The 19,984-nt window shown below is 73.0% G+C and carries 20 protein-coding genes; 12 read left to right on the forward strand and 8 right to left on the reverse strand.

What is annotated here, in order from left to right; genetic code table 11:
- Positions 1-22: 22 nt before the first annotated feature.
- A complete protein-coding gene (locus CYAGR_RS12990) occupies positions 23-2,251 on the forward strand; it encodes a type II secretion system protein GspD (protein ID WP_015110291.1) in 2,229 nt (742 codons plus the stop codon).
- Between the two features lie 13 nt (positions 2,252-2,264).
- Here CYAGR_RS12990 and CYAGR_RS12995 read toward each other — a convergent pair whose 3' ends face one another.
- From CYAGR_RS12995 to CYAGR_RS13010, 4 genes are all read right to left on the reverse strand, one after another.
- Complete coding sequence (locus CYAGR_RS12995; protein ID WP_245552523.1) at positions 2,265-3,044, reverse strand: pentapeptide repeat-containing protein; 780 nt, start codon at positions 3,042-3,044, stop codon at positions 2,265-2,267.
- Between the two features lie 70 nt (positions 3,045-3,114).
- On the reverse strand, positions 3,115-4,986 hold the full coding sequence (locus CYAGR_RS13000; protein WP_051017142.1) for a transglutaminase TgpA family protein: 1,872 nt from the start codon (positions 4,984-4,986) through the stop codon (positions 3,115-3,117).
- A complete protein-coding gene (locus tag CYAGR_RS13005) occupies positions 4,956-5,867 on the reverse strand; it encodes a DUF58 domain-containing protein (protein ID WP_015110294.1) in 912 nt (303 codons plus the stop codon). The genes CYAGR_RS13000 and CYAGR_RS13005 overlap by 31 nt, the downstream gene beginning before the upstream one ends.
- Complete coding sequence (locus CYAGR_RS13010; RefSeq protein WP_015110295.1) at positions 5,854-6,765, reverse strand: AAA family ATPase; 912 nt, start codon at positions 6,763-6,765, stop codon at positions 5,854-5,856. Before CYAGR_RS13010 ends, CYAGR_RS13005 begins: the two co-directional genes overlap by 14 nt.
- 109 nt (positions 6,766-6,874) lie before the next feature.
- Here CYAGR_RS13010 and CYAGR_RS13015 point away from each other — a divergent pair, with 109 nt between their 5' ends.
- Positions 6,875-8,011 carry a pyridoxal phosphate-dependent aminotransferase gene (locus CYAGR_RS13015; protein WP_015110296.1) on the forward strand — a complete coding sequence of 379 codons (1,137 nt, stop codon included), beginning with the start codon at positions 6,875-6,877 and terminating at the stop codon, positions 8,009-8,011.
- Here CYAGR_RS13015 and CYAGR_RS13020 read toward each other — a convergent pair.
- Positions 7,995-9,077 (reverse strand): UDP-N-acetylglucosamine--N-acetylmuramyl-(pentapeptide) pyrophosphoryl-undecaprenol N-acetylglucosamine transferase, encoded by a 1,083-nt coding sequence (locus CYAGR_RS13020; protein WP_015110297.1) that lies wholly within the window; start codon positions 9,075-9,077, stop codon positions 7,995-7,997. The genes CYAGR_RS13015 and CYAGR_RS13020 overlap by 17 nt on opposite strands.
- A 77-nt stretch (positions 9,078-9,154) precedes the next feature.
- On the opposite strand from CYAGR_RS13020, the gene CYAGR_RS13025 reads away from it, so the two are divergent.
- From CYAGR_RS13025 to CYAGR_RS13040, 4 genes are all read left to right on the forward strand, one after another.
- Positions 9,155-9,952 (forward strand): hypothetical protein, encoded by a 798-nt coding sequence (locus CYAGR_RS13025; RefSeq protein WP_015110298.1) that lies wholly within the window; start codon positions 9,155-9,157, stop codon positions 9,950-9,952.
- 3 nt (positions 9,953-9,955) lie between these two features.
- Complete coding sequence (locus CYAGR_RS13030; protein ID WP_015110299.1) at positions 9,956-10,681, forward strand: response regulator; 726 nt, start codon at positions 9,956-9,958, stop codon at positions 10,679-10,681.
- Positions 10,659-12,056: an ATP-binding protein gene (locus tag CYAGR_RS13035; protein WP_015110300.1), complete on the forward strand. Its 1,398-nt coding sequence runs from the start codon at positions 10,659-10,661 to the stop codon at positions 12,054-12,056. Before CYAGR_RS13030 ends, CYAGR_RS13035 begins: the two co-directional genes overlap by 23 nt.
- A gap of 98 nt (positions 12,057-12,154) precedes the next feature.
- Positions 12,155-12,541: a hypothetical protein gene (locus CYAGR_RS13040; protein ID WP_043325876.1), complete on the forward strand. Its 387-nt coding sequence runs from the start codon at positions 12,155-12,157 to the stop codon at positions 12,539-12,541.
- Positions 12,542-12,590: 49 nt separating this feature from the next.
- On the opposite strand, the gene CYAGR_RS13045 is transcribed toward CYAGR_RS13040, so the two are convergent.
- Complete coding sequence (locus CYAGR_RS13045) at positions 12,591-13,796, reverse strand: phosphoglycerate kinase (protein ID WP_015110302.1); 1,206 nt, start codon at positions 13,794-13,796, stop codon at positions 12,591-12,593.
- Positions 13,797-13,938: 142 nt separating this feature from the next.
- Between CYAGR_RS13045 and CYAGR_RS13050 the strand changes: the two genes are divergently transcribed.
- Genes CYAGR_RS13050 through CYAGR_RS13075 form a run of 6 tightly spaced genes read left to right on the forward strand, consistent with a single transcriptional unit; the run spans position 13,939 to position 18,515 of the window.
- Positions 13,939-14,322 carry a universal stress protein gene (locus tag CYAGR_RS13050; protein WP_015110303.1) on the forward strand — a complete coding sequence of 128 codons (384 nt, stop codon included), beginning with the start codon at positions 13,939-13,941 and terminating at the stop codon, positions 14,320-14,322.
- Positions 14,322-15,278, forward strand: a complete 957-nt coding sequence (gene ylqF, locus CYAGR_RS13055; RefSeq protein WP_015110304.1) for a ribosome biogenesis GTPase YlqF — start codon at positions 14,322-14,324, stop codon at positions 15,276-15,278. The genes CYAGR_RS13050 and ylqF overlap by 1 nt, the downstream gene beginning before the upstream one ends.
- Positions 15,278-16,228 (forward strand): RluA family pseudouridine synthase, encoded by a 951-nt coding sequence (locus tag CYAGR_RS13060; RefSeq protein WP_015110305.1) that lies wholly within the window; start codon positions 15,278-15,280, stop codon positions 16,226-16,228. Before ylqF ends, CYAGR_RS13060 begins: the two co-directional genes overlap by 1 nt.
- 42 nt (positions 16,229-16,270) lie before the next feature.
- Entirely contained in the window at positions 16,271-16,543 is a 273-nt protein-coding gene (locus CYAGR_RS13065) for a hypothetical protein (protein ID WP_015110306.1), read from the forward strand.
- Positions 16,544-16,548: 5 nt separating this feature from the next.
- The gene (locus CYAGR_RS13070) at positions 16,549-16,818 is read left to right on the forward strand and encodes a hypothetical protein (protein WP_071881597.1); all 270 of its coding nucleotides are present in this window, start codon (positions 16,549-16,551) and stop codon (positions 16,816-16,818) included.
- Positions 16,815-18,515 (forward strand): TolC family protein, encoded by a 1,701-nt coding sequence (locus CYAGR_RS13075; protein ID WP_015110308.1) that lies wholly within the window; start codon positions 16,815-16,817, stop codon positions 18,513-18,515. The genes CYAGR_RS13070 and CYAGR_RS13075 overlap by 4 nt, the downstream gene beginning before the upstream one ends.
- On the opposite strand, the gene CYAGR_RS13080 is transcribed toward CYAGR_RS13075, so the two are convergent.
- Both CYAGR_RS13080 and CYAGR_RS13085 read right to left on the reverse strand, forming a co-directional pair.
- Positions 18,476-18,691 carry a hypothetical protein gene (locus tag CYAGR_RS13080; protein WP_015110309.1) on the reverse strand — a complete coding sequence of 72 codons (216 nt, stop codon included), beginning with the start codon at positions 18,689-18,691 and terminating at the stop codon, positions 18,476-18,478. The two genes, CYAGR_RS13075 and CYAGR_RS13080, sit on opposite strands and share 40 nt — an antisense overlap.
- Positions 18,688-19,983, reverse strand: a complete 1,296-nt coding sequence (locus CYAGR_RS13085) for an NHLP bacteriocin system secretion protein (protein WP_015110310.1) — start codon at positions 19,981-19,983, stop codon at positions 18,688-18,690. Before CYAGR_RS13085 ends, CYAGR_RS13080 begins: the two co-directional genes overlap by 4 nt.
- Between the last annotated feature and the right edge of the window lies 1 nt (position 19,984).

Genomic DNA, 19,984 nt, shown 5'->3' on the forward strand with positions numbered 1-19,984 from the left:
TTTTTCGGCATCGCTGGGTCTGATGGTTGTTCCCCAGGGGATCGGTATCACTGCCGCGTCCGCAGCCGTCGTTCCCTCCCTTTCCGGAGCCACCTCCAGCACCCGGGCGACGGAGATGGCCCAGGCCGGCGGCGCCCTCGACATCAAGCTGCGACGACTGCCTGATGCGGTGGAAGTGGTGATCGAAGGGGCCGGCCCTTCGCCCGTGCTCCAGCAGACCACCCAGGGAGCCGTGTGGCTGGGCCGCTTGCAGACGGCCCAGCCGATGACCCTGCGTCGTGGTCCGGTCCAGCTGTCCCTTCCCGAGGCCGGGCTGCAGAGCATCCGCTTCGATGGTTCGGGCAATCTGTTCGAGCTGCAGGTGTCCCCCACCCCCGGATTTCCGGTGGGCCGACCCGTGGTGAGTGCCGACGGCCGCAGCCTGATTCTCACCTTCAACGCTCCGGCACTGAGCACCCTCCAGACCCTCACCCCCAACGTCACCACCCCGGGCCGGGTGCCGCAGCCTGGCTTCATCCCCCCCCTGCAGCCCCGCGCCGTGGCGCCACCGCTGGGGGACATGGCCGTGGGAACCATGACCATCAGCAACCCCAGCTATGTAACCGTCAGCGGCCCGCCGGTGACGATGACCCTCCGCAACGCCCCGGCCCGGGATGTGCTGATGGCGCTCAGCCAGCTGGGCGGTTACGGGTTCGTCTATGTCGATGAACCCAATGCTGCCGGCGCTGCGGCGGCCGCGGCACCGGGAATGCGGCCGATCTCGATTTCCTTCCGTCGCGAGAACTACGGCCGGGCGATCAACTCGGCACTGCTGGCGGCGGGGCTCCAGGGCAAGCGCGACGGCAATACTATCTTTGCCGGCCCCAACGTGCTGGCCAAGAGCTTCGGCGCCCAGCTCTCCAAGGTCTACCGGCTCAACCAGGTGCCGGCGAACTCCGCGGCCGACTACCTGGCCAACCTGGGGGCCCAGGTCACCAAGACCAACACGATCACCACGGCGGTGTCCGAGGGGGTCGCCGCCACGGCCGCCCCCGTCGGCGGCCCCACAGCCTCCACCACCACCGCCAGCACCACCACCACGGTGGAATCCTTCGGGGCCACCAACGGCCCCCTGATCGGCCTGCGGGCCACCACCGACACCCGTCTGGGCACCATCACCCTCGTGGGCGCCCCGCGGCTGGTCACCATCGCCGAGCAGTACCTCCGGCAGCTCGATCTGCGCCAGCGCCAAGTGGCCCTGTCGGTGAAGATCCTGGATGTGAACCTCCAGAACGATACCGATCTCTACAACAGCTTTGCCTTCCGCTGGGGCAACAATTTCATCGTCAACGACAACGGCACCCTGGCCGCCAACTTCGGCGGCGTTCTCGGTGGTGCCTCTGTTCAGCGCAACCTTGATGCTCCATTGCTGCCAGGGGTGCCGCTTGCGGGGTTTGTGGGTCAGACCAACCCAGGGGCCGGCGTTGGAGCCAACGGGCAACCCCTTTATCCCAACAACAACTTCTTCGATTTCTTCCAGGCTCGCATCCTCGCCGACAACTCCAAGGTGCTCGCCAGTCCCACCCTGATCCTGCAGGAGGATCCCTCGATCCTGCGCGATGATGCAGGTGGCGGCGGCGGCAGTGGTGGCGGTACCACCGGATCCAGCATCTTCTCCTCCTCCTTCGACAATATCGATGCCCCGATCGGCCGGAAGCGGGGCAATGAAGGCGTCGTTCGGGTGGGGATCAATGTGCCCACCAATGTCACCTCCAATGTGACCGGAACCTCGGCGACCGTGAGTTGCACCATCAGCGAACTCTCGACGGCTGGCCTGGTGCTGGGGGCCCGCGTCCAGAAGATCGATGACAACGGCTTCGTCACCTTCTCCCTCTCTCCCAGCATTTCCGCCGTGGAGGAAAGGGTCAGCGCCGGGGCCCAGTGCCCCCCGATCAGCATCCTGCGGGTCCGGCGTCTGGATACGGGTGTCCTGAGAGTCCGCGACGGCCAGACCCTGATCTTGACGGGCGTGATTTCCGATTTCGATCGGGCCGTGGTCTCGAAGTGGCCGATTCTCGGGGACATCCCCATCGTCGGCCAGTTCTTCCGCGCCTCGTCCAGCCAGCGCGAGAAGCGGGAGCTCGTGATCATGGTGACGCCGCGCATCATCAATGACACCGAAGGCGGCACCTACGGCTATGGCTATCAGCCCTCCACTCCTGCGTCCCGGGCCTTCCTCGGCGGGTCACCCCAGCCTTCGATGACCCCCTGAGCAGGCCCTCGCATCAGAAGGCCAGTGGCAGCAGGAACTTCATCGCCAGCGGGGCCACCGCCGAGGCGAAGGAGGCGGCACCGGAGAGCATCTGGCCGCCCATGCCGCTGCCCTGGTTGGCTTTCTTGCCGGGTTTGAGCAGGGCGATGGCCACCTCGCTGAGCTGTTTCGCCTGGGCCTCCTCGCCGGCCTGGCCGTAGAGCACGGCGGCGTAGTTCAGGTCGGCGGCCGCCAGCTCGGTCTTGCCCTGTTCCGTGCGGCTCAGGCCCCGGGCCACCCAGCTGATCGCCGCGTCCGGCTGCAGCCGGATTGCCTCGGAGAACAGCTGCTCCGCCTGGGGATGGCGGCCCTCCAGGGCGGCGGTGACCCCGGCGTTGTGCAGTTCCGGATAGCTCAGCACCGTGGGGGCCACGCCCCGGGCGTCCTGCCAATGGCTGCGGGCGAGCCCGCCGGGATCGATCTGGGCGCCGCTGAGGTCGCTCTGGCGCAGGTCGGTGCCCTCCAGATTGGCCCCGCGCAGATCCGCACCCCGCAGGGACGCCCCCTGCAGGCTCGTGAAGCGCAGGTCGGCACCCTTGAGGTTGGCCCCGTCCAGCCGGGCCTGGCCCAGGTTGGCGCGCTGGAGTTTGGCGCTGCGCAGGTCGGCGTCGCGCAGGTCGGCATGGACCAGGTCGGCATCCTGCAGCTTGCAGCGGGGGCAGTCGCGCTGGCTCAGCAGCCGCATCAGATCGCCGTCGCTGCCCGCCTGCCCAGGTCCGGCCATCAGCAGGGCCAGCAGCGCCGGAGCGGTCAACAGCAGCCCCGTCAAGGCGTGGCGGGCGGACCCATGGCTTGACCCTTGGAGCGTGGTCATGGTCGCCAGTTCAGGGGTGGTCCCGTTGTACCGCTTCCGCTGGGCGGTTGCCGGTCCGCAGGGAACGGCGCAGCACCCGTCCCAGCCGTTGAGCCTGCCGTCGTCCTGTCCGGCTGGGGGCGCTGGTGAAGCGCTGCTGCTGGTAAGTCGCCACGAAGGCCTCCAGGGGATCGGCCAGGGACGGCCAGCGCGCGGCCAGCCTCCGGGCGAAGCCGCCCAGGGTTTCCCCCGCCGCCGGTGCCATGCCCTGCTGGGCGAAGGCCCGCACGGTCCGCTCCAGCTCCAGGCGCAGGGGATCGCCGCGGTGGCGCCGGCCCAGCCAGCCGAGGCCCCCCAGGCCGACGGCCAGGCTGACGGCCACCGCCAGCAGCACCACCACCCCCAGCAGGTGGCGCTGCTCGCCCAGCAGCCGGGCCACCAGGGCCTGCTGCTGCTCGCCGTCGTACCCCAACCACCACCGGGCCCAGGCGATGTCGAGCCCCCACCACTGCTGCTGGATCCAGTCCAGCGGGCCGCCTCCGGCCCGGCGCCCGGCGCCCGCCGCCCCTGAACGCACCAGGGGGTCCCCCGCCGCCCAGGCGGTGGGATCGACGCGCCGCCAGCCTTCCCCGGCCAGCCACACCTCGCTCCAGGCATGGGCGTCCGCCTGGCGCAGGTCCACGTAGCCGGTGCCGCCCACCGGCTGCACCCACTGGCCGCCGCGGTAGCCGCTCACCACCCGCGCCGGCACCCCCGCCGCCCGCATCAGGGTGGTGAAGGCGCTGGCGTAGTGGCCGCAGAAGCCCAGGCGGCTCTCGAACAGGAAGTGGTCGAGGGGGGCCTCTCGAGGCAGGGCCCCGGGCTCGAGGGTGTAGCGGAAGGGCTGGCCGCGGAACCAGCCGGCGGCCGCGTCCAGCCGCTCCCGGTCGCTGCCGAGGCGCCGCCAGTCGGCGGCCAGGGCCTCCAGCCGTGGGTTCTCGCCCAGCGGCAGCAGCAGGTCGACGGGGCCGGGGGGAGCGGTGCGCCAGCCGGGCTGGTCCGCCGTCCGGGTCAGGGCGTAGACGCGTCGCTGGCTGCCCGGGGCCCGGTTCAGCAGTTCGCCGCTGCGCTGCAGGCTCAGGTCGGCGGACAGGGGCCGGCCGGATCCGCTCCAGGGCACCGCCGCCAGACCGCTGGGCTCGATCAGCCACAGCTGGATCCCCTCCCCCGGGGCGGCGGGGGGCGGCGGCGGGGTGGGCTGGCCGGCCGCCGGCCGGGGGAAGGTCGGAGCGGTGCTGCGCCAGCTGCGGCCGTCGAAGCGTTCATGCACCAGCACCCGCCAGTAACGCTGCTCAAGGGGGGGCGGCTCGCCGCCGAGGGGGAAGGCGACGCGGGCGGCGGCCTGGCGGCTGACGGCGAGCCTGGCGATCGAGCCCGGCTCCATGCTGTCGCTGAGGCCGGTCATCGCCCCCATGCCCTGGCCCGCACCGAAGGTGGTGAAGGGCATCAGGCGGGGCAGCAGCAGGAACAGCACCAGGGCGATGGGCAGGGCCGCCAGCAGCACCTGCAGGCTGCGGCGCAGCAGCGCCTTCCAGTCGGGACCGGCCCCCAGTTCCAGGGCCAGCAGCCCGGCCAGGGCCATCAGGATGGCCAGGCCTTGCAGCAGGCTCGGGGCCAGTTCGGGACGCAGGGCCGCCAGCAGGCCGGCGCAGACCAGCTGCAGCAGGGCCACCACCCGCCGTTCCTCGAGGCTGCGGGCCTCGCGCAGCTTCAGGGCCGTCAGCACGGCCAGGCCGAAGGCCAGCAGGCTGAGGGACAGGGCCGGCGACAGGCCCAGCAGTCCCACGGCCAGCAAGCCCATGGTGAGCCACTGCAGGGGGGCGGCGGCGCGGCTCATCGGCAGCAGGCCAGGGCCGTCAGGCACTGGTCCCGGTGGAGCACCCCCCGGCCGGGCGCGACGCTCTGGCCGTTCAGCTCCAGGCCGTAGCTGAGGCCCCGGCCGTGCCAGCTCCAGATGCGCTCACTCAGGTGTTCGAGGGCCGTCTCCAAGGGCACCCCGGGTTCGGGGGCCAGCAGGGGGGCCGCTTCGGGGCGATCCAGGAAGCGCTTGGCGTACTCCCCCCGCCCCTGGGCGAGCAGCTTCCAGGCCAGCCGGCTGGGGCTGTCCTGGGGGCGATGGGGGGCCAGGTCGCGCCAGTCGTCGGTGCCGTCCTGGCGGCTGGCCAGGGCCGGTTCGCCCTCCAGGGGGGCCGAGCCTGCGGCCAGCAGCCGCACCGGTCCGGCCCGACGGGCCGGGTAGATCAGCTGGGCCGTCGGCGGATGCCAGCGCGACCAGCAGCAGAACAGCCCCAGGGGTGCCGTCGTCTGGATCCGCAGCAGCCCGGGCCGTTGCCAGCCCCGGGCCGGCGGGGTCCAGGCCACGGCCAGCTCATGCTCCCCCGCCGCCAGCGACAGGGCCGGCCCCGGGGCCTCCCCCCCCAGCCGCAGGCGCACCCCCTCGCTGCGGCCCGGGCAGCGCAGCCGTATCGGATAGGGGACCGGTTCGCCGGCGAAGCCCGGCGCCGGGGCGCCGCAGGCCAGCTCCACCCCCTGCAGGTTGAAGTGGGTGAGGTGCAGGGTGAGCAGGAACAGGCTCAGCATCAGGAAGCTGAGCAGCAGCGTGCCGTTGCTCTGCATCTGGACCCCCACCACCTGCAGCAGCACCGTGCCCGCCAGCCAGAGCCAGCCGAAGCGCGTCGGCAGGATGTAGAGGTTGCGCATCCGCAGGCGCACCCGTTCCCCCTGCTGGGGCCTACCGAAGTCCATCGACGCCTTCCTGGAGCCGCTGGCTCAGCTCCCCGTCGCTGCCCCCGCGCTGGCCGCCGTCCATGCGGTGCTCGCAGACGGCCGCCAGCACCGCCTGCACGTCGTCCGGAATCACGTGGTCGCGGCCCTCCAGCAGCGACCAGGCGCGGGCGGCGGCCACCAGGGCCAGGCCGGCCCGGGGCGAGAGGGGATGGGCCTGGGAGGGCTGGCGGCGGCTGCGCTCCAGCAGGTCGAGCACGTAGTCGAGCAGGGCGGGGCTGCAGTGCTGCCGGTCGCAGCGCTCCTGCAGGGCCAGCAGGTCCTCCGGGCCGAAGGCACCGCTGAGGCCGTCGGGCCGCAGCCCCTCACCCTGCAGCAGGGCCCGCTCCGCCTGGCGGGGCGGGTAGCCGAGGCTGAGGCGCATCAGGAACCGGTCGAGCTGGGATTCCGGCAGGGCCGAGGTGCCCCCCTGGTCGAGGCCGTTCTGGGTGGCGATCACCAGAAAGGGCCGGGGCAGTGGATGGCTGGTGCCGTCGACGCTCACCCGACCGGCGGCCATCGCCTCCAGCAGGGCGCTCTGGGTGCGGGGGCTGGCCCGGTTGATCTCATCGGCGAGCAGCACCTGGCTGAACAGGGGACCGGGCTGGAAGCGGAAGCTGGCGGCGGCGGGGTCGAACACGTTCAGGCCCGTGAGATCCGCCGGCAGCAGGTCACTGGTGAAGCTCACCCGCTTGAAGCCGAGCCCGAAGCTGCGGGCCAGGGCTTCGGCCAGGGTGGTCTTGCCCATGCCGGGCAGGTCCTCGATCAGCAGGTGGCCGCGGGCCAGCAGGCAGGCGAGGGCCAGCCGCACCTGATGCTCCTTGCCCAGCAGCACCTCGCCGATCGCGCGGATGACCGGCTGGAGGGGGGAAGAGGGCACGGGGGAGCGGGGCGCACCGGTGGCCCACCCATTGCAGCAGCCCGGCCATGCTTCCGTGTTACAACCGCCTTAATGTTCGCTGGAGCCGGTGCCAGCCCTCCACCCGGCGATGGGGACGCCTGAACCGCCGGATCCCCATGGCGGCAACCTGCAGGCGGCCGCCCGGCGGCTCGGCTGCCGACCGGACCAGCTGCTCGATGCCAGCGCGTCCCTGGTGCCCTTCGGGCCGCCGCCCCGGCTGCGGCGCCTTCTGATCAGGGCGCTGGGGAGCGATCTGCGGGACTATCCCGACCGGGACTACGCCGCCCTGTGCGAGGCCATCGCCGCCTGGCACGGCCTGGATCCGGCCCGGGTCCTGCCCGGCAACGGGGCCGCCGAGCTGTTCACCTGGGCGGCCCGGGACGCGGCGGCCGGCGGCCTGAGTCTGCTGCCGTCACCGGGGTTCGCCGACTACCGCCGCGCCCTGGCCTGCTGGGGCGGCACCTGGCGTTCCCTGCCGCTGCCCCTCGACTGGTCCGGGGCCGGGCCGGGCCCCTGGCCCCTGGCCGAGGCTGCCGCCGAGGCCGTCGAGGCTGCCGGGTCCGGCGCGGCCGTGCTCTGGCTCACCAATCCCCACAACCCCACCGGCCAGCTCTGGAGCCGGCGCTCGCTGGAGCCCCTGCTGGAGCGGTTCGCCCTGGTGGTGGTGGACGAGGCGTTCCTGCCGCTGGTGCCCGGCGGGGAGGAGCAGTCGCTGGTGCCGCTGCTGGCGGACCACCCCCGGCTGGTGGTGATCCGCAGCCTCACCAAGCTCTTTTCGATCGCCGGGCTGCGGCTCGGCTACGCCCTGGGCGACCCCGGGCGGCTGGCCCGGTGGGCCGGCTGGCGCGATCCCTGGCCCGTCAACGGGCTGGCGGCGGCGGCGGGCCGGTTCCTGATGGCCGATCAGGCCGGCCTGCGGCGCTGGCAGGGGCGGGTGCAGCGCTGGGTGGCCGGGGAGGGGGCCTGGCTGGAGGTCCGTCTGGCGGCGGTGCCGGGCCTGGAGCCCCTGCCCTCGGCCGCCAACTACCTGCTGGTGCGCAGCCGCCCGCCGGATGCATCGCTCCAGCCGCTGCGGCTGGCGCTGGAGCGCCGGCACCGGATCCTGGTGCGCGACTGCCGCTCCTTCGAGGGTCTGGGGGAGGACTGGCTGCGGATCGCCGTCCAGGACAGGGCCGGCAACCGGCGCCTGCTGGGGGCCCTGGAGCAGTTCAGCCGCGGCCGATGAGCTGCTCCAGCACCTGCACCAGCCGGCGGTCGGCGTCCCGCACCGCCAGGGTCCCCATGCCGTCGCCCATGGCGAACAGGGGGTCGGCGGCGGCGGCGCTGCCCCGCAGGCGGGGACCCAGCAGCCGCCAGACGGCCCGCTCCAGGGCAGGTTCCCCGGGGTCGTGCTGCCAGACGATCACCGCGGCGCCCACGGTGGCGGCGGCGGCGGCGTTGGCGTCCTGATGGCGGTCGGCGGCCGCCGGGAAGGGCACCAGGATCGCCGGGGTGCCGCACACCGCCAGTTCGCTGAGGCTGCCGGCACCGGCGCGGCTGATGGCCAGGTCGCAGTGCTGCAGCAGGCCCGGCAGCTCTTCGCTGAAGGCTCGCTCGACCACCCCGTCGAGGTGCAGCTGGCCGGCGTCCGGATCCTGGCTGCCGGTGAGGTGGACGACGCGGCAGCCGCTGGCCGCCAGCAGCGGCAGCAGGGGCCGCACCATGCGGTTGAGGCGCAGGGCCCCCTGGCTGCCGCCCATCACCAGCAGCAGGGGGCCGGCGCCCCGGGGCACCCATCCCGGCAGGGCCGCGGGGCTGAGGAACGCGCGCCGCACCGGGGTGCCGCACACCAGCGGGCGGCAGCGGGGCAGCCGCTCGACCGCCTGGGGCAGGCCCACCACCACCCGGGTGCACAGCGGCCCCAGCAGCCGGGTCACCCGGCCCGGGACGGCGTTGCTCTCGTGCAGCACCACCGGCACCCCGCACCAGCGGGCGGCGAGGATCGCCGGGGCGGCGATGTACCCGCCGCTGCTGAACACCGCGCTCACCCCCTCGCGCCGGATCAGGCGCCGCACCGGCAGCACGGCCAGCAGCAGCTGGAGCAGGTTCCAGAGCTTGCGCAGGCCTCTCCCCTGCAGCCCGCCGGCCCGCACCGTGTGCAGGGGGTAGCGGCTGGGCACCAGCTCGGTCTCCAGCCGGTCCGGCACCCCCAGCCAGTGCACCTGCCAGTCGTCCGCCAGGGCCTCGGCCACCGCCAGGGCCGGGAACAGGTGGCCACCCGTGCCGCTGGCGGCGATCAGCAGGGTCGGCATGGGCGGGTGGGACGAGCGCGCCTAACTTAAAAGCCGACTCCGGTCCGCCCACCGCCGCCCCGGATCCCTCCCTCTCCATGGCTCCGTCCTGCCCGCTGCCCGCCCCCCTGCCCCCGGTCCGGACGCCGCAGCGGCTCGCTGCCTGCCTGGTCGGCCTGGCGGCGGTGGCGGCCAGCGTTGGCGTGGCCCCCGCCCTGGCGGCTCCCCCGTCGGCGGCCCAGCTGCAGGCCCTCGAGAGCGCCCTCAACAGCAGCTCCGACACGGCCCTGGCCGGCCTGCTGCAGGCCGGCCCCGGCCTGGATCCCGCCCAGCTGGAGAACCGTCGCCGCCTGCTGCGCCAGCAGTTCCCCGATGCCCGCTGGCAGCTGAGCTCCGGCACCCAGCTGCGGGACGGCCAGCCCACGGTCACCCTGCGGGTGGAGGGCACCCGGCGCCAGGGCGGCACCACCTACCGGCTGGAGGCGGAGCAGCTGCTCGCCCTGCAGAGCGACGGCACCCGCATCAACGGCCAGACGGTGCTGCGGGAGCGGTCCCTGCTGCGTAGCGGTGACAAGCCCGTGCCGGTGAGCCTGCTGATCCCTGATGCGGTGCTGACCGGCCAGCGTTACGACGTCGACGTGATCTTCGACGAACCGCTCGACGGGGCCCTCGCCGCCGGCGGCATCACGGCTATCACCCCCCAGCAGCAGGCGGCGATGGCCAGCCCCAGCCTGGAACTGGGGGCGCTGGGTGGCGGCGGGCTGTTCAAGATCGTCCAGGCCCCCCTGTCCCCCGGCTCCCAGACCTGGGCCGTGCTGCTGGTCCATCCCGACGGCATCGTCAGCGCCACCAAGCGGGTGCGGGTCGTCGCCGATCGCAAGTCGCTCGAGCCCTGAGCCATGGGCCGACCGCATCGGATCTGGGTGGTGGATGACGACCCAGAGCTGCGCCAGCTCCTGTCCACCTACCTCGGGGAGCAGGGCTACGAGGTCCGCTGCATGGGGGACGGCGCCCAGCTGATGGCCCGGCTCCAGGGCCAGCGTCCCGACCTGCTCGTGCTTGACCTGATGCTCCCCGGCGATGACGGCCTCAGCCTGCTGCGGCGGCTGCGGGACGGGGCCGACGACCTGCCGGTGCTGATGCTCACGGCCCGGGCCGATGCGGTGGATCGCATCATCGGCCTGGAGCAGGGGGCCGATGACTATCTGGCCAAGCCCTTCCTGCCCCGGGAGCTGACCGCCCGCATCGAGGCCGTGCTGCGTCGCCGCGGCACCCTGCCCGGCGGATTGCCCCAGCCCGACGGGGAGCGGATCGCCTTCGGCGACCTGGAGGTGGACCTGGCGGCCCGCACCCTGGAGCGCCTCGGGGAGGCGCTCACCATTACCGGCGGTGAATTCGCCCTGCTGGCGGCGTTCGTGCAGCACCCCCACCGCCCCCTCTCGCGGGAGCGGCTGATCGAACTGGCCCGGGGCCCGGGCAGCGACACCGACAGCCGCAGCATGGACGTGCAGGTGTCACGGCTGCGGCGGCTGATCGAGCCGGAGCCGGCCCGGCCCCGCTACGTGCAGACGGTCTGGGGCTACGGCTACGTGTTCGTCCCCGATGGCAAGCCCCGTCAGTCCTGAGCGGGGCCGTCGGCCGTCGCTGGGGCGCACCCTGGGGTACCTGCTGGCGGGCACCGGTGCCGCCGCCTTCTGCCTGCTTCTCCTGCAGCTGCTGCTGGGTCGCCGGCTGGCCCAGCAGCAGCTGGTCCAGACCGGCTCGGAGGTGGCCGCGAACGTGGTGCTGGGGGAGGTGGCCCTGGAACGCTTCAGCCCCGAGGTGCTCGGCCGGATCAGCGGCATGCAGCTGGTGGTGGGCCAGCGGCCGGAGCCCGGGGCCTGGCCTGTCCGAGGGGGGGACCGGCGGCTGCGCTGGCAGACCCTGCGGATGGAGGCGGAACTCTGCCGCCGCCTGGGGCGCTGCCCGGCGGTGCTGCCGGCCTCGTCGCCGCGGCGGGGGGTGTGGGTGGAGATGGCCTCCCCCCTGGAGCGGGTCTGGCTGTTTGTCGCCCTGCCCTCCCCCCGCGGCTGGCCGCCCGATCCCCTGCTGCTGACCCTCTCCATCGGCCTGGGGGCCCTCGGGGCGCTGCTGCTCTTCCTCACCCTGGAGATCCAGCGGCCCCTCACCCGCCTGCAGGAGGCCCTGGCCGACGTGGGTCTCGAGGCCCTTCCCGAGGCCCTGCCGGACCAGGGGGCCCCGGCGGTGCGCCAGCTGATGGCCCGGTTCAACGCCATGCTGCAGCGGCTGGAGGAGGCCGGCCGGGAGCGCACGACGATGCTGGCCGGCATCGCCCACGACCTGCGCAGCCCCCTCACCCGGCTGCGCCTGCGCCTCGCCCTCGCCGCCGAGGGGCCGATGGCGCCGCAGGAGCTGGAGCGGGCCCAGGCCGACATCCGCTCGATCGAGCGGATCACGCGCCAGTTCATGATCTTCGCCGGCGCCGAAGCCGACGAGACGCCGGTGCTGGTGCCCCTCGATGCCCTGGTGGCCGAGGCGGCGGCGGCGGTGGGGGAGGTGCCCCTGGAGCTGGATCTGGAACCGCTGGTGCGGAGGGTCCGTCCGATCGCCGTGGCGCGGGCGGTGGGCAACCTGCTCGACAACGCCCTCACCTACGGCCGGCCGCCCCTGCGGCTGGTGCTGCGGCCCCTGGGTCCGGGGGACGGGGAGGGGCGGCCCCAGGGGGAGGCCGGAGCGGTGGAGAGCGGCTTCGAGATCCAGGTCTGGGACTGCGGCGAGGGCATCGACCCGCAGCAGTGGCGCAAGGCCATGACCCCCTTCCAGCGGCTCGACCGGGCCCGCGGCGGCGAGGGGCACTGTGGCCTGGGCCTGGCCATCGCCGCCAAGGTGGCCCGGGACCACGGCGGGGACCTGCGCCGGCTGGAGGCCACCGCAGCCCTCGAACCGCTGCCGGGACGCTTCGCTGTGGCGCTGCGCGCCTGGCCCCTGGCCGGGGGGTGAGGGGCCTTCAGTTGCATTCGGTCATACCTGGCCGGTGGCCAGTCTGATCGCCGTCACACCTGCCGGTCACCATGGATGTGTTCAGGACGATCCCTCCCATGCCCTCCTCCCTGCTACACCCCCTCCGCGTCGCCCTACTGGCGATGGTCCTGGGCTCCACCGGTGTCGCCATGGCCCAGAGCGGCCCCAGCCCGGCCGGCCGTCCCACGCCCGCCCAGATGCAGAAGATCTTCCCCGAGCAGAAGCGCCTCGCGCTCAGCGACCAGCAGGCCCGCATCGCCATCCTTCAGCGCGGTGAGCGCTGCCTGTCCGCCGCCGGCAGCAGTGAGGCCCTGCGCACCTGCATGAAGGAGCAGCGCAGTGCCAGCCAGCGCCAGCGGGAGCAGCATCGGGCCGCCATGAAGGCCCTGCTCGAGCGCAACGGCATCCCCCTGCCCCAGTGGGGCAAGGGGGAGCGCAAAGGGGGCTGGGGGGGAGGGGCGTAGCCCCGGCACCGGCAGCATCTGAGCCCGGTCCGGGCCTGAAAGCGGGGCCTCAGGCCTCGTCGAGGGCGGCTACGCCGGGGAGCACCTTGCCTTCCAGCAGCTCCAGGCTGGCGCCGCCACCGGTGGAGATGTGGCTCATCTTCTCGGCCACGCCCACCTTCTCCACGGCGGCCACGGAGTCACCGCCGCCGATGATCGTGCAGCAGCCCTTGGCGCTCAGGTCGGCCAGGGTGTGGGCGATGGCGTTGGTGCCGGCGGCGAAGGCGTCGAACTCGAACACGCCCATGGGGCCGTTCCAGATCACGGTCTGGCAGTCGGCCAGGGCGTCCTGGAAGGTCTTGACCGAGTCGGGGCCGATGTCGAGGCCCATCCAGCCGTCGGGGATGGCGTCGATCGACGTGGTCTGGCTGTTGGCGTCAGGGGCGAAGTTGTCCGCCAGCACCACGTCGGTGGGCAGCAGCAGCTGGACGCCCTTGGCGGCCGCCTTGGCCTCCAGTTCCTTGGCGAGCTCCAGTTTGTCCTCCTCCACCAGGCTCTTGCCCACCGCCAGGCCGCGCGCCTTGTAGAAGGTGAAGATCATGCCGCCGCCGATCAGCACCTTGTCGCACTTGTCGATCAGCGACTCGAGCACGCCGATCTTGCTGCTCACCTTGGAGCCGCCGACGATCGCGGCCAGGGGACGCTTCGGCTCATCGATGGCCCCCTGCAGATACTGGAGTTCCTTCTCCATCAGGAAGCCGGCCACGCTGGGGCTCAGATACTTCGTCACGCCCTCGGTGGAGGCATGGGCCCGGTGGGCGGCGCCGAAGGCGTCGTTCACATAGATGTCGGCCAGGGCCGCCAGCTTCTCGGCGAAGGCGGCGTCGTTCTTCTCCTCCTCGGCGAAGAAGCGCACGTTCTCCAGCAGCACCACGTCGCCATCGGCCATCGCGGCCACCTTGGCCTCGGCGTCGGGGCCGATGCAGCTGTCGGTCTTGGTCACGGGCTTGCCCAGCAGCTCGCTGAGGCGGGCCGCCACCGGCGTCAGCCGCATGGACTCGTTCACCTGGCCCTTGGGCCGGCCGAAGTGGGCGGCCAGCAGCACCCGAGCGCCGTGGTCGATCAGGTGCTGCACCGTCGGCAGGGCGGCCCTGATGCGGGTGTCGTCGGTGATGGCCCCGGCCTCGTCGAGGGGCACGTTGAAGTCGACCCTGACCAGCACCCGCTTGCCGCGGAGATCGTCGGCACTGAGGCTGGAGAGGGATCGCTTCGCCATGGTTACTTTTATGAGTTAAGGCGGGGGGAGATTAGCCTCCGGCGCCTCCCGCTCAGCCCCTGGCGGGATTCGGTTCTTCCCACCCCCGCTCCCTGGCGGCCGCAACGGTCGGCGCTAGGACAAGAGGGCTGGGCCTTCCGCCATGTTCGACACCGTCCTGTTCCCCATCGACCAGAGCCGCCAGACGATGGAAACGGCGGCCGTCACACTGCAGCTCGCCCAGCGCCACGGCAGCCGTGTCGTGCTCCTGTCGGTGGTGGAGGCCGAAGAGGGTGTGATGCACGATCCCGCCGCGGTGGCCCAGCTGCTGGAGCAGGCCCTCGCCAGTTTCACCCAGGCCGGTGTGGCCTGCGAGGTGCTGGAGCGGGAGGGAAAGCCGGCCTTCGTCATCGGCGATGTGGCCGATGAGATCAATGCCGATGTGATCGTCATGGGCACCCGCGGCATCACCCTGGAGGAGGACCACCACAGCACCGCCGCCCGGGTGCTGCAGCTGGCGCCCTGTCCGGTGCTGGTGGTGCCCTGATGCCGGACGTCGGCGACACGGTCCGCCTCAGCACCGCCGCCCCACCGATCCAGTGGTATCCGGGCCACATCGCCAAGGCGGAGAAAGCCCTCAGCGCCAACCTGGAGAAGGTGGACCTGGTGATCGAGGTGCGGGATGCCCGCATCCCCCTGGCCACCGGACACCCGCGGCTGCAGCGCTGGATCCGGGGCAAGCAGCATCTGCTGGTGATCAACCGCCGCGACATGGTCAGCGCCGGCGCCCGCCTGGCCTGGGACGGCTGGTTCCGCCAGCGGGGGGAGGTGCCCTGGTGGTGCGACGCCAAGGTGGGCACCGGCGTCAAGCAGCTGCAGCAGGCGGCGATCCGGGCCGGTGAGACCCTCAATGCCCGCCGGGCTGGCCGGGGCATGAAGCCGCGCCCCGTGCGGGCCCTGATGCTCGGCTTCCCCAACGTGGGCAAGTCGGCCCTGATCAACCGGCTGGTGCGCCAGAAGGTGGTGGAGAGCGCCCGCCGTGCAGGCGTCACCCGCAGCCTGCGCTGGGTGCGGCTGGGTCAGGACCTCGACCTGCTCGACGCCCCCGGGGTGCTGCCCCCCCGCCTCGATGACCAGCTCGCCGGTCTGCGGCTGGCCCTCTGCGACGACATCGGCCAGGCCTCCTATGACGGCGAGGCGGTGGCCCAGGCCTTCCTGCGCCTGCTGGCCCAGCTGGAGCCGGTGGCGGCGGCCGGGGTGGCGCCGGGACTGCTGGAGCGCCGCTACGGGGTGACGGTGCCGCCGTTGCCCGGAGCGGACCCCAAGCGACCGATCCCCGATGCCGAAGCCTGGCTCGCGGCGGCGGCGGCCCGCCACACCAGCGGCGACACCCCCCGCATGGCCCAGCGGCTGCTCGATGATTTCCGCCGCTCCCTGCTGGGGCCGATCTCCCTGGAACTGCCGCCACCCGAGCGGCCTGCCCAGGAGCCGCCCTCCAGCTGATGGGCGCCTTCGGGGAGGGCGAAGGGGAGCTTGTGACGCTCCATTACCCGAAGCCGCTGCCGATGCGGCTCGACCGCTGGCTGGTGTCCCAGCGGCCCGAGCAGAGCCGGGCCCGCATCCAGAAGTTCATCGATGCGGGCTACGTGCGGGTCAACGGCGTCACGGGCCGGGCCAAGACGCCCCTGCGCACCGATGACACCGTCGAGCTGTGGATGCCGCCGCCGGAGCCCCTGCCCTACCTGGTCCCCCAGCCGATGGCTCTCGACGTGCTGTTCGAGGACGAGCATCTGATCGTGATCAACAAGCCCGCCGGGCTCACGGTCCATCCGGCCCCCGGCAACAAGGACGGCACCCTGGTCAACGGCCTGCTGCACCACTGCCCCGACCTGCCCGGCATCGGCGGCGAGATGCGGCCGGGCATCGTGCACCGCCTCGACAAGGACACCACCGGCTGCATCGTGGTCGCCAAGAGCCAGGAGGCGCTGGTGAAGCTGCAGGTGCAGATCCAGCAGCGCATCGCCTCGCGGGAGTACCTGGCGGTGGTGCACGGCCGGCCGGCGGCCGAGAGCGGCACGATCGTGGCGGCCATCGGCCGCCATCCGGTCGATCGCAAGAAGTATGCGGTGGTCACGGACGCCACCGGACGCCATGCCTGCACCCACTGGCGCCTGATCGAACCCCTGGGCGACTACGCGCTGCTGCGCTTCAAGCTCGACACGGGTCGCACCCACCAGATCCGGGTGCACTGCGCCCACACGGGCCACCCGATCGTGGGGGATGCCACCTACGGCCGCTGCCGCAAGCTGCCGGTGGCCCTGAGTGGCCAGGCCCTGCACGCGGTGCGTCTGGCCCTCGACCACCCGATCAGCGGCGAGCGACTGGTGTGCGAGGCGCCCCTGCCGGAGGTGTTCGAGACGCTGCTGCTGGCCCTGCGGCGACGGTCGTCCTGAGGGCGTTGCTGCGGCAGACTTGAAACCCTGGATCCCGGTCCCATGGCCCCGCCGCCGCGACGGCTGTTCGTCGACCAGTTCTTCGTCGGCTGGGTCTACGGCCCCTGGGTGGTGGCCGGCCTGCTGGTGATCCTGGCGCTGCGGCTCCTGCTGGCGGAGGATTTCAACCTGCACAGCCACGCCTGGGGACTGTTCGGGAACGCCGCGATCTGCTTCTCGATCGGCTGCGTCTGCCAGCTCTCCTGGGCCATGGCGCGGGTCAATGCTGTGCGCCAGCTGGAGCTGCAGCTGCGCCGGGAGCTGGGCCTGCGCTGATGGCGATGACCCGATCCCAGCTCAGCCTGGTCGTCACCCTGCCCTGGCTGGCCGCCGGGGTGGTGCTGCTGGCGATGACGCGCATTCAAGGCGAGACCAGGGAAGCGCAGCTGGGGCTGTTCGGCAGTGCGGCGATCTGCTTCTCGATCGGCTGCCTGGCCCGCACCAGCCTGGGTCTGCACGATCTGATGCAGGCCCGCACCGCGACCGCCACGCCACCCGCCGCGCCATCGGCCCCGTCCCCGGGTCCGCCCCCAGGGACACGCCAGCCGTGATCCGGCGTCAGCTCCGACGCTGCCTGGCCCGGGCCCTGGGCCTGGCGCTGGCGGCGCCGATGGCCCACGCCTTGGGCCAGGAGCTGATCGCCGCCCCCCGGCCCCGGCGCCTGCCGCCCCCCTCCGCGGCGCTGCTGCGCAGCCTCCAGGGGTTCCAGGACGACCTCGAACGGCTCGACCGCAGCCTGTTGCCCGCCGCTCCCGAGGCCGCTGGAGCCGAGGAGCCGGACGGTTCCGACCCCGGTCCGCCCGATCCGGCGCTGATGGCGCCGGCGGCGACGGCCCTTCCCCTGGCGCCCGAGGCGGTGCGGATCGAGCGGCGCCAGCGGCTCAGCCTGGCCCAGGCCCTGGCGGTGGCCGTGCGCAACGATCCCGATCTGGCCGCCGCCGTGCTTGGCGTGCGCGAGCAGCAGGACCTGGCCGGCTCGGCCCGGGGGCGCCGCTGGCCGGAGCTGGGCCTGAACCTGGCGGGCGGCTTCAGCCAGCAGCGCTCCTACAACCAGGTCTGGACCGACAACGCCGGCCTCTATCCGGCGGGCTCCCCGTTTCTGGTCCGCAACCAGGGTTGGAATGTGGTGCAGTCCAATGTCGGTGCCGCCGCCGCCCGGGTGGAGCTGGCCTGGGAGCTGCTCAGCCCCTACCGCGCCGCCGCCATCGCCGAGGCCGACGACAGCCTCAAGGCCTCCCGCCAGCGCTACGCCGATCGGCTGCGCCAGCTGCAGCTGGATGTGAGCATCGCCTACTACGGCCTTCAGCTCGCCGACCAGCTGCTGCGGATCCGCCGGGCCGTCGTCGAGAGCGACACGGTGGTGCGCGACCAGGTGGCGGCCCTCCAGCAGGTGGGCCTGGTGCCGCGGCTCGACCGGCTCCGGGCCGAGGCCGCCCTGCAGCAGAGCCGCTATCGCTTCGAGCAGGCGGAGGCCCTGCAGCTGAGTCGCCAGCGCCAGCTCAGCAACCTGATCAACGTGCCCTTCGACGTCAGCCTCCGGGCCAGCGATGCGGTGCGGCTGCAGCCCCCCTGGCCCCTCGATCTGGAGCAGACGATCGTGCGCGGCTGGCGGGACAATCCCCAGCTGCGGGCCCTGCAGGCCGCCCGCGACGCCCTGCTGCGCCAGGCTGACCGCCGCGCCGCCGAGCTGCTGCCCAGCCTGCGGCTGGTGGCCACCGGCGGCTACGGCCAGGGGCTGACCACGCAGCCGGTGATCGAGCTGGAGGGCTGCTGCAGCTCGGCCCTCATCCCCCAGCTGCTCAACCAGCGCTCCGACTGGGCCGCGGGCCTGCAGCTGCATTGGCGGTTCTTCGATGGTGGCGTCACCGCCGGCGCCGTGGCCGCCAGCCGCTCCGCCGCCGCCCGCACCGACCAGCAGCTGGCCCGCGAACGCAACGCCATCCGCCAGCGCCTGGAGGCCGCCTTCTACGACCATCGGGCCGCCCTGCGCCAGATCGTGGCGGCCCGCGCCTCCTACAGCGCCTCGCGCGAGGCCTTCCGGGACGTGCGGGCCCGCTACCAGCTGGGTCTGGCCGACTACAGCGATGTGGCCGACACCGTCGCCACCCTCACCGGCGCGATGGAGGGGGTGGCCGAATCCACCACCCTGGCCAATGTCAGCTACGCCCAGCTGCTGCGCGAACTGCTGCCGGTGCCGGACCGGCCCGATCAGCCGGTGGCGCTGCCGCTGGTGCTGGGCGGCTCCTGAGCGTCGCCCTGGCGTTGCTGCAGCCGCTGCCAGCGGCGCTGGCGCCAGGCGAAGGAGCGCCACAGCAGCAGCACCACCAGGGCGGCGAACCAGAACCACACCTCCGGGGCATTGGCGTGCAGCAGCACCACCAGCAGGGCCGCCTCCAGCACCAGCCAGGGCCGTTCCCGGGTCATGGCAGGGTCTCCCGCTGCCGCAGGGGCGGCAGGTCCTGGCGCTCCTGCTGGCGCAGGGTGCGGTAGCTGCCGGTGAGGTCGCGCAGCAGCGGCAGCAGATAGCTGACCGGTGGGCGCCATTCGACGTAGCTGTGGGCCTTGAGCGTCAGCCCCTCACGGATCGGAAAGACGCTGCTGCCGCGGCTGAGGGTCCAGCGATAGCCGTCGAGGCCGGAGCCGCCGGCTGCGCTCAGCAGGGCGATCTCGGTGCGCATCACCGGCCCGTTGCGTACCAGGGCCTCCGCCAGCTGGGGGTTGCCCAGGGTGGTGTTGACGTCCTCGCGGGTGGCGGGCAACAGGTTGATGTTGCGCACACGCCCGCGGATGCCGCCGAACCGGCCCCGCTCGTTCCAGTCCGGCACCACCTCCATGGCCAGGCCGGGGCGCAGGCGGCGGGCATCGGCCGGGGCGAAGTAGGCCACCGCCTGCAGGGCCTGGTTGCCGCCATCGGCGCTGCCGCGCTCCGCCCGGGGGCTCCCCAGGGTGCCGAGGCGCTGCCCGGGCTTCACCGTCTGGCCCCGCACCACCTGCAGATCGAGCAACCGCCCGTCCCGGGTGGCGGTGAGGGTGCCGTCGTAGGTCAGGCGGGTCTGGGTGACCCGGACGGCGCGGCGGGCGTCCTGGATGGCGAAGCGCCGCCGCTGGGCTTCGGTGTCGATGGCGAGCCTCACCTTCTCCCAGGCGTCGATGGCCTCCCGCTGCCGGATGCCCAGTTCGGCGACGCTGTTATCGAGCTGGATGGCCCGGTCCTCGCTGGCCACCACTTCCGCGGCCAGGGGGGCCACCACCTCGCGGCGGGCCAGATGGCGGAAATCGGCCACCTTCTGGTCGTAGACGCGACGCAGGGCGTCCAGGCGCTCCCGGTTGCCCTCCAGCTTGGCCAGGGCGGTGTCCCGCAGGCGCCGGGCCGAGGCCAGCCGCGCCCGGTCGCGCCGGTCGAGATCGGCGTTGATGCGGATCAGCTCGGCCAGGTCCTTCTCCTGGCGGCGCAGTTGCTGCTCCAGGGTGGGCAGGTAGAGGCGGACCAGGGTCTGGCCCCGGCTCACCCGCTGGCCCTCCCGCACCGGCAGGCTGAGGATCTGGCCCTCGGCCCGGGAATCGATCACCGTGGCGCCTCCGGGCACGATCACGACCCCCCGGCCGACCACCTCGGTGGGCACCGGCCAGAACAGGAACCACCCGGCCGTCAGGGCCCAGGCGCTGCCCAGGGCCACCAGCACCCGCCGCTCCGAGGTGTCCTCCGGCGTGCCCATG

Origin of the sequence: Cyanobium gracile PCC 6307, assembly GCF_000316515.1 — a bacterium.
Classification (GTDB): Bacteria; Cyanobacteriota; Cyanobacteriia; order PCC-6307; family Cyanobiaceae; genus Cyanobium; species Cyanobium gracile.